At 68.1% G+C, this 7,633-nt stretch carries 7 protein-coding genes and 1 pseudogene; 3 read left to right on the forward strand and 5 right to left on the reverse strand.

What is annotated here, in order from left to right:
• Nucleotides 1-184: 184 nt before the first annotated feature.
• Entirely contained in the window at nucleotides 185-1,894 is a 1,710-nt protein-coding gene (locus D7V88_RS36195) for an HAD-IG family 5'-nucleotidase (RefSeq protein WP_120545150.1), read from the forward strand.
• Between the two features lie 6 nt (nucleotides 1,895-1,900).
• Here D7V88_RS36195 and D7V88_RS36200 read toward each other — a convergent pair whose 3' ends face one another.
• Nucleotides 1,901-2,683, reverse strand: coding sequence for a class I SAM-dependent methyltransferase (locus D7V88_RS36200; protein WP_208726693.1), 783 nt, complete (start codon nucleotides 2,681-2,683; stop codon nucleotides 1,901-1,903).
• A gap of 435 nt (nucleotides 2,684-3,118) precedes the next feature.
• Between D7V88_RS36200 and D7V88_RS36210 the strand changes: the two genes are divergently transcribed.
• On the forward strand, nucleotides 3,119-3,493 hold the full coding sequence (locus tag D7V88_RS36210; RefSeq protein WP_120545152.1) for a DUSAM domain-containing protein: 375 nt from the start codon (nucleotides 3,119-3,121) through the stop codon (nucleotides 3,491-3,493).
• A 6-nt stretch (nucleotides 3,494-3,499) separates the two neighbouring features.
• Here D7V88_RS36210 and D7V88_RS36215 read toward each other — a convergent pair whose 3' ends face one another.
• The 4 genes from D7V88_RS36215 to D7V88_RS36230 all read right to left on the reverse strand — a co-directional run bounded on the left by D7V88_RS36215 (nucleotide 3,500) and on the right by D7V88_RS36230 (nucleotide 7,054).
• Nucleotides 3,500-5,662 carry a sensor domain-containing diguanylate cyclase gene (locus D7V88_RS36215; protein ID WP_120545153.1) on the reverse strand — a complete coding sequence of 721 codons (2,163 nt, stop codon included), beginning with the start codon at nucleotides 5,660-5,662 and terminating at the stop codon, nucleotides 3,500-3,502.
• Nucleotides 5,659-5,940 (reverse strand): FtsB family cell division protein, encoded by a 282-nt coding sequence (locus D7V88_RS36220; protein ID WP_120537483.1) that lies wholly within the window; start codon nucleotides 5,938-5,940, stop codon nucleotides 5,659-5,661. The genes D7V88_RS36215 and D7V88_RS36220 overlap by 4 nt, the downstream gene beginning before the upstream one ends.
• A 95-nt stretch (nucleotides 5,941-6,035) precedes the next feature.
• On the reverse strand, nucleotides 6,036-6,512 hold the full coding sequence (locus D7V88_RS36225) for a TlpA family protein disulfide reductase (protein WP_372241159.1): 477 nt from the start codon (nucleotides 6,510-6,512) through the stop codon (nucleotides 6,036-6,038).
• A gap of 44 nt (nucleotides 6,513-6,556) precedes the next feature.
• Nucleotides 6,557-7,054 (reverse strand): Fur family transcriptional regulator, encoded by a 498-nt coding sequence (locus tag D7V88_RS36230; RefSeq protein ID WP_208726694.1) that lies wholly within the window; start codon nucleotides 7,052-7,054, stop codon nucleotides 6,557-6,559.
• Nucleotides 7,055-7,279: 225 nt separating this feature from the next.
• Here D7V88_RS36230 and D7V88_RS36235 point away from each other — a divergent pair.
• Nucleotides 7,280-7,633 (forward strand): annotated as a pseudogene (locus tag D7V88_RS36235) (hypothetical protein); the annotation flags it as partial.

The following is a 7,633-nucleotide window of genomic DNA, read 5'->3' on the forward strand; positions in this document are numbered from 1 at the left end:
CTCCAGGAGCAGGCGGGCTTCCAGGCGACGCACCCGATCTTCCAGCGCGGCGATCCGTGCGGACAGTCGCGTGTGGAGGTCCTCGGCGGGGGCCGGGGATGGACGGGAGGAGCGCATCGGGGGCAGAGCGTGCCAGCCCCGTGCGAAGCCCGCAAGGACGGGGCGGCCGGGAGCCCTGCGTGTTATGTCTTGCGGTCCCGTGCCGTCCATCCTCTCCCCCACCAGGCCCATCCCGGGCGGACCCTCCGTGGATCCGCTGCACGGGAGCTTCCGTTCCTCCATCAACCGGGAGCGCGCCGACGAAGCCGCGCACCGCGCCCACGAGCTGCTCACCGACGAGGTGCTTGGCCGGCTGCTGTCCACGCCCCGGGAGCCCGCGGCCCAGGTGCCACGCGCGCGGGAGGTGTTCGTCAACCGCAACCTGCGCATGGACCACGTCGAGCTCATCGGGTTCGACATGGACTACACGCTGGCGATCTACCACATGCGCCGGCTGGAGCAGTTGTCGTTCGACATGACGATCGCGAAGATGATCAGCGAGTACGGCTATCCGCCCTTCATTGGCGGCCTGCTCTACGACCACCACTTCGTGATGCGCGGGCTCGCGGTGGACCGGGTGAACGGCAACGTCCTGAAGATGGATCGCTTCGGGCACGTGGGGCGCGCGTACCACGGCCTCCGGCCGCTCAAGCGCGAGGCGTGGAAGGAGCTGTACCGCAACAAGCGGGTGCGGCTGCGCAACCCCCAGTTCGCGTGGAACGACACGCTCTTCGCGCTGCCGGAGACATGTCTTTTCTCCGGCATCATCGAGCTGATGGAGTCGATGGGGCACACCGTGGGGTACGGCAAGCTCTACGACGACATCCGGGAGGCCATCGACACGGTGCACCGGGACAACTCGCTCAAGCGGGAGATCCGCAAGGACCTGGCGCGCTACGTGTTCCTGGACCCGGAGCTGGGGCCGGCGTTGCACAAGCTGCGCTCGGGTGGGAAGCGGCTGTTCCTGCTGACGAACTCCGCGTGGGACTACACGAACGCGGTGATGCGCTACCTGTTGGACGGGCAGCTTCCGGAGTACCCGAGCTGGCGCAACTACTTCGACTTCACGGTGACGGCGGCGGGCAAGCCGGCGTTCTTCACGGAGAACCGGCCGTTCCTGGAGCTGGACTCGACGACGGAGGAAGGCAAGGTCGTGGGCGAGGCGAAGTCGCTGGAGCGCGGCACGGTGTACTCCGGCGGCAACCTGGCCCAGTTCGAGGAGATGACGGGCTACCGGGGCGAGCACATCCTCTACGTGGGCGACCACATCTACGGCGACATCCTGAAGTCGAAGAAGTCGTCGCTGTGGCGCACGTGCATGGTCGTCCAGGAGATCGAGGACGAGATCACGTACACGGACCAGCGGCGCGCGGACATCGGCACGTTGTCGGAGGTGGAGCTGACACGGGCGCGGCTGGACGACGAGGTGAACCACCGCAAGACGGTGCTCAACTCCGTGGAGCGCCGGCTGGAGCGCGGGGAGCTGCCGGAGGCGGAGCGCCTGGAGGCGGAGGAGCTGCGCAAGAAGACGAAGGCGGAGCTGGAGAAGCTGCGCAAGTCGTTGAAGGAGACGAACGGCATCGCGGACACGCTGGAGCGTGACGTGGAGGAGGGCTTCAACCCGTACTGGGGCCTGCTGTTCAAGGAAGGCAACGAGAACAGCCGGTTCGGCTACCAGGTGGAGCAGTACGCGTGCCTGTACACGAGCCGCGTCTCGAACTTCCTGCACCACTCGCCGATGCAGTACTACCGCTCGCCGCGCGACCTGATGGCGCATGAGCAGGCCGGAGCACTGTCGAGCAAGATGTCCCCGCTGGGGAGCGAAGGGCCGCCGAAGGGGTCGGGCAAGGAGTAGGCGGCGCTACGGCGTCGCGGGCAGCCGGCCCCAGATGACTTCACTGAAGCGCGAGGTGGGCGCGGGTTCGATGCCCAGCTTGTGCAGGTCGTCGGTGTGGCGGGCGCCCTTCACGACGACCCAGCGGCGGGCGACGCGCCTCCCCTCCTCCAGGGCTTCCGGGGTGAGGGGCGCGTGTTCCGCGAAGCGGCGCAGCACGTCGAACGCGGGCTGGGCCTTCTTGGGCTTGGCGAACATCGGATCGAAGAAGACGACGTCAAAGGACTTCGCGGGCAGGGTCTTCAGGTACGCATGCGCGTCCGCGTGGTGGACTTCGATGGCGCAGGAGTCCTCGCCCCGCTCATAGCGTTGGAGTCCTTCCGCGGCGACGACGCACAGGGCCAAGCTCTTCTCCAGGCCCACCACCCTGCCCTGAGGCCCCACGGCGAGTGACGCCACCAGCGCGTCCTGCCCCAGGCCCAGGGTGCAGTCGAGCACGGCATCCCCGGGGACAAGCTCCGCGAGCTTGAGGAACGTGTCGTCCCGTTGGCCCTGCCGCAACCGCATGCGCCGCAGGTGCGCCATGCCCGCGTGGAAGGCGAAGGAGCCCTCGGGCTCCCACAGCGTCACGCCATCACCGCCCACGACGAGCAGCGCGTCCACCTTCGTGCCGAGCCACGGGGCGATGCCCTCGCTGGAGCGGCGCGGGAGGAACGGAAGGCCCCACCGCTGCGCCACTGCCCGCGCCTCGCGCACCGTGGGAACGTCGGTCTTCGTGCTGGTGGTGACGGCGAGGGGAATCGGGCTCATCGAGAACAGTATCCGCCGCTGGGAATAACATGGGGGCCATGAAGTGTCGGGCCTGGATCGCCCTGCTCGTGGCAGGAGTCCTCACGGAAGGCTGCGCGACCGCTTCGCTGGCGTCCTGCAATCCTGCGGACTCCACGCTGAGTTGCTGCGTCAAGCAGCACCCTTTGAGCCCTGTCGATAGCTGCGGCGCATCAGAGGCAGAAGCCCTCGCGGTGCTCACGATCCTGAAGACTGCGTACGAGGCCTCTCGGTTGGCCGAGGACGTCGAGGACGGGCTTGCCCAGCTTCCTGAGTGGAAGCAGGTGTGCATCCGCAACTACGTGGACTGCAAGAATCAGGGATGGAAAGGGGGCTGCTACGATTGCCTGCGGTATTGCGAAGGGCAGCACGAGTGGCCCTTCCGCGCATGCTCCCCGGACCGCAGGAAGTAAGGCCATGGTCGAAGACCTCGAAGGCGACTGGCACCAACTCCGCATGCTCGACAACCGGGCCCAGCAGGAAGGAACCGTCGCCCTGGATGAACCCCTGCGCGGGCTCTTGCGACGGTCTGGCCCTTCCCTCGCAATGACCACCGCCGAGATAGAAGCCGGACTGCGCACTCCGGAGGGGGCGACCGCCCTGCTCCACCGGATGCGTCAGCGCATCACGGAAGGTTCCCGGCGCATCGGCGACGCCCTCCATCGGATGTACCGCCTCCGCGACGAAGGCGACCTGGACGGCGCACGCCAGCAGATGCGGGACGTGCTCGCCGTGGAGGTCGTGCCCTACTACCGCGAACTCGCTGAAGGGCAGCTCGCGGACCTCGACTGAACGGAACTACTCCGCGACCGCCTGGAGCTTCCGGCCACCCTGCATCTGCGCCACCGTCACGGCCTGGTTCCGGCCGTTGCGCTTCGAGTGGTACAGGCACTGGTCCGACAGGTCGATGAGCTGCTGCTTCTCCTGCCCGTTGTCCGGGAACGTGGAGATGCCCAGCGACATCGTGATGCGCAGGGGGCCCATCTCCGTCTGGAACACCTCCGCCATCACCGCCTCGCGGATCCGCTCGGCGATGACCTTCGCGCCGTGCGCGTCCGTCTCCGGCATCACCATCACGAATTCCTCGCCGCCGTAGCGCGCCACCACATCCGTGTCCCGCGCCAGCGTCTTGATGATGCGCGCCACGCCCTTGAGCACCTGGTCTCCCGTCGGGTGCCCGTACGTGTCGTTCACGTTCTTGAAGTGGTCCACGTCCGTCAACACGATGGAGCACTTGCGGTTGTACCGGCGCGCCTGCGCCAGGATCTCGTCCGCCCGCGACTGGAACGTGCGGTGGTTGAGCAGCCCCGTGAGGCCGTCCGTCGTCGCCATCTTCTCCATCTGCTCGTAGAGCTGCGCGCGCAACACCGCCTGCGCCGCCTGGATGGCGATGACTTCAATCATCCGCAGCACGTCCTGCTCGAAGGCCGCCTTCTTGCGCGACCCCGCCACCAGCGTGCCCAGGATGCGGTCCCCCGCCACCAGCGGGAAGATCTTCAGCGCGCCCAGGCCGCGCACCTGCGTCTCCTCATCGAAGATGACCTGGCGGTCCATCGCCTTGATGTCCCGGCCCGGCAGCGGCGCCCCGTAGCGCACCACGTTGGCGACCAGGCCGTTGTTGTCCGGGAACGTCCGGCCCTCCATCGCCTTGCCCTGCGCCGTCACGCCCGACATCCGCACCACGCGGTGCACCCGCTTGCCCTCCTGCTCCGACACCAGCGTCACCGCACAGAAGTCCAACCCGGCCAACTGCCGCGTCGACTCCAGCACCGCCACGAACACCTGGTCCGGACTGCCCGCGCGGTTCAGCTCCTCGATGGCCCGGAAGAACCGGTCCTTCTCGTCGCGCGTCTTGCGGATGTAGCTCATCACCCGCTCCACCTCGATGGAGCGCAGCACTTCCCCGGCGATGGTCGTCAGCAGCTTCTCGTCCTGGTCCGTGAACGGCTCGTTCTTGAGCTTGTCCGCCACCAGCACGCCGCGCACGAGGCCGCTGCCCTCCAGGATGGGCACCGCCAGCAGCGCCTGCACCGTGGGGCCGCCACTCTCGTAGTACGTGACGCCCTTGAGCCCCTGCGGCGAGTTCATCCGCACCGGCGCCCGGCGCTTCAACACCCCGCCGATGATGCCTTCGCCCGCGTTGAACTTCTCCCGCTGCACCCGCTCCGTGGGCGAACGGCAGTCGTACAGCTTCAGGCTCCGGTCATCCGACGTCAGCAGGAACGCCGCACAGGTGTCCGTGCGCAGGCCCGTCTCCGCGATCTCCAGCGCCGCGTGCACCGCGCCTTCAATCTCCTTCACCGACGCGACCAGCCACTTCTCGTCGGAGCTCATCCCACTGAAGCTGTCCTGCGTCCCGGAGCTCACCAGCCGGAAGGTGCGCGCGCGCTCCTCCACCTCGCGGATGCGCTTCTGCACCGCGTCCGACTCCGCCCGCTTCGCCACCGCCATCCGCGCGGACAGCACCAGGTGGTACAGCCCCGCGAACAGCGCCAGGAACAACGTGTGCGTCAGGAAGCTGGTGACGTTCACCACCGGCCCGCCCAGCGTCACCAGCCCGTCGTACACCAGCGCCACGCCCAGCAGCGTCATGCCCGCGTTGCGCGGCAGGAACGCCACCAGGAACGCCATCAACAGGTAGACGATGGGGAACAGCTCCGTGCCGCCAATCGCCACGACGATGAACGCCGCGGAGATGAGCCCGCCGCCCAGCTCCAGGTCGTCGCGCATGTCGATGATGGCGCCCACCGAGGAGCGCATCGCCCGGCGCCACGCCGCCATCCCGATGCCGACCAACAACCCCACCACCAGCGCCGCTTCCGTCCACCCCAGCGTGTGCAGGCCGCGGAAGCCACCCCGCGCCAGATGCACGAAGGTCGCCAGGGCCACGGCCGCGGGGATCGCGCGGAAGAACGCGCGCACGAGCTTCGCCGGAGAGGGCACCGAGGGCAGCGAGGTCATGGCGACTCCAGGTGGAAGACGATTTCGCCCGGCTTCACGTAGCCAAGCTCCTCACGCACGGACTGCTCCAGCGTCGCCGGATCCTTGCGGAGCGCGGCGATCTCCCGGCGGAGCGCGTCGTTCTGCGCGGCCAGCGCGCGGTTGCGCTCATCCAGCCCCGCCACGTCCTGCCGCAGGCGCAGGTAACGCCGGAAGCCCTTGGCGTCCGCCACCGAGGCCAGGCTCAAGGCCACCGCCACCACCGCCGCCGCCATCAGGAGCTTTCGCCGAGACGTCATGAACGCCGGCGAAGGTACCAGCGGCCCCCCTGCCCGCAAGAATTCCGCTCCAGCCCTGTAGCACCGTCAGAAGCACCGGCCACCGGCACGAAGACTCAGTCTTCCTTCAACAGCTTTTCGATGGCCTTCGCCACGTCCGCCTGGCCTTCCACGCCCTGCCACGCGGCCACCGCCCGGCCACGCCGGTCCAGGAGCACCGTGCTGGGCAACGCGCGGATCCGCCCGAAAGCGCTCTCCCCTGCGCGCATCCGCTCATCCGACACCAGCACCGGGTACGGGAAGGCGTAGTGGTCCGCGAACGGCGCCATCACCCGGCCCTCGTCCAGGTCCATGCCCACCGCCACCACCTGAAAACCCTGGGGGCCGTACGTCGCCTGGAGGTTCTTGAGGGTGGGCAGGTCCGCCAGACACGGGAAACACCACGTGGCCAGGAAGGACACCAGCACCACCTTGCCGGGGAGCTGCCGGGGGTCGTAGCGGGTGGGACCCACCGACGGCAGCAACAGCGCCCGGTAGAACGCGGGCCCTGCGTCCACGGGCCCGCCCCGGTGACACCCGGACAGCGACAGCATCCCCACGGCCACGGCACACGCCAGGGCGCGCGCTTTCACCGGGGTCACGCCTCCGTCGTCGGGGGGCCGCCCCGGATCTGACATTCGCGGCAGAGGCCGTACAGCTCCATCTTGTGCGACGTCACCGTGAAGCCGTGCTTGCGCGCCACCGCGTCCTGGAGCGTTTCGATGCGGTCGTTCTCGAACTCCACGATGGTGCCGCAGCTCGTGCAGATGAGGTGGTCGTGGTGCTCACGCCCGGCGGCCGCCTCGTAGCGCGTCTGCCCGTCGCCGAAGTTGCGCGCGTGGGCCAGGCCGCACTCGTTCAGCAGCTTCATGGTCCGGTACACGGTGGCCACCGATACCTTGGTGTCCTGTTCGCGCACCTTGTTCCACAGCTCCTCCACGGACAGGTGACCGCCGACAGCGAAGAACGTGTCGATGATGAGGCTGCGCTGACGCGTGCTCTTCAGGCCATGCTGGGCCATGTAGCGCGCCAGCACCTCGTCCTTGTTCTTGTCGTCGTCGTGCGAATGGGCGTGGGAATGGCTATGGGTCGTCATCTGCAATCTCTGGAGCACCACATGTGTTGAGGCTGGGATGCCCGCCCCGCAAGCCAATATCGCCTGCCGCCCTCAGGCAGCGCCCGCTCCCCTGACTACCACGGTGATCGACTTGCGTCGCACGTGGGCTGTTTACATTGGGGTCGGACTGGCTCATTGACACCTGTCTGGCGGCGACGATAGAGGCAACCGCCCTCGTAAACGAGCATTTTTCCGAACCTTTCCATGATCAGTCCCTGGCAGAGAAGACGGCAGCCTGACGACGTACCCACGCCGGTGGCCGTGGCGGTGTCGGACTTCTGCCGACGCGCGAAGGCCCCCGCCCCCGCCCAGGAGGTCCGCGAAGCGCTCGCGCTCCTCACCGAGGAGGAGGACTTTCGGGTCCGGACCCTCACCGACGGTGAACCGGAGACCTCTCCCTTGGGGCCCTTCGCCCTGGTGGACATCCTGCGCGGGGCCCCCCCGTCGCTCGCGGCCCAGCGCCAGGCGTGCGGCTATTACGGGCTGGCCCAGGAGCTGGCCCAGGTGCGTGAGGAGAAGACCCCCGCACCCCCACCTGTCTCCACGACACCCACCTTC

Origin of the sequence: Corallococcus terminator, assembly GCF_003611635.1 — a bacterium.
GTDB lineage: Bacteria > Myxococcota > Myxococcia > Myxococcales > Myxococcaceae > Corallococcus > Corallococcus terminator.

Bases quoted from the DNA above. Each gene is read 5' to 3' on its own strand.
- D7V88_RS36215 (WP_120545153.1), bottom strand. From the start codon at position 5,662: ATGACCTCGCTGCCCTCGGTGCCCTCTCCGGCGAAGCTCGTGCGCGCG.
- D7V88_RS36220 (WP_120537483.1), bottom strand. From the start codon at position 5,940: ATGACGTCTCGGCGAAAGCTCCTGATGGCGGCGGCGGTGGTGGCGGTG.
- D7V88_RS36225 (WP_372241159.1), bottom strand. From the start codon at position 6,512: ATGCTGTCGCTGTCCGGGTGTCACCGGGGCGGGCCCGTGGACGCAGGG.
- D7V88_RS36230 (WP_208726694.1), bottom strand. From the start codon at position 7,054: ATGACGACCCATAGCCATTCCCACGCCCATTCGCACGACGACGACAAG.
- D7V88_RS36210 (WP_120545152.1), top strand. From the start codon at position 3,119: ATGGTCGAAGACCTCGAAGGCGACTGGCACCAACTCCGCATGCTCGAC.
- D7V88_RS36195 (WP_120545150.1), top strand. From the start codon at position 185: ATGTCTTGCGGTCCCGTGCCGTCCATCCTCTCCCCCACCAGGCCCATC.
- D7V88_RS36200 (WP_208726693.1), bottom strand. From the start codon at position 2,683: ATGAGCCCGATTCCCCTCGCCGTCACCACCAGCACGAAGACCGACGTT.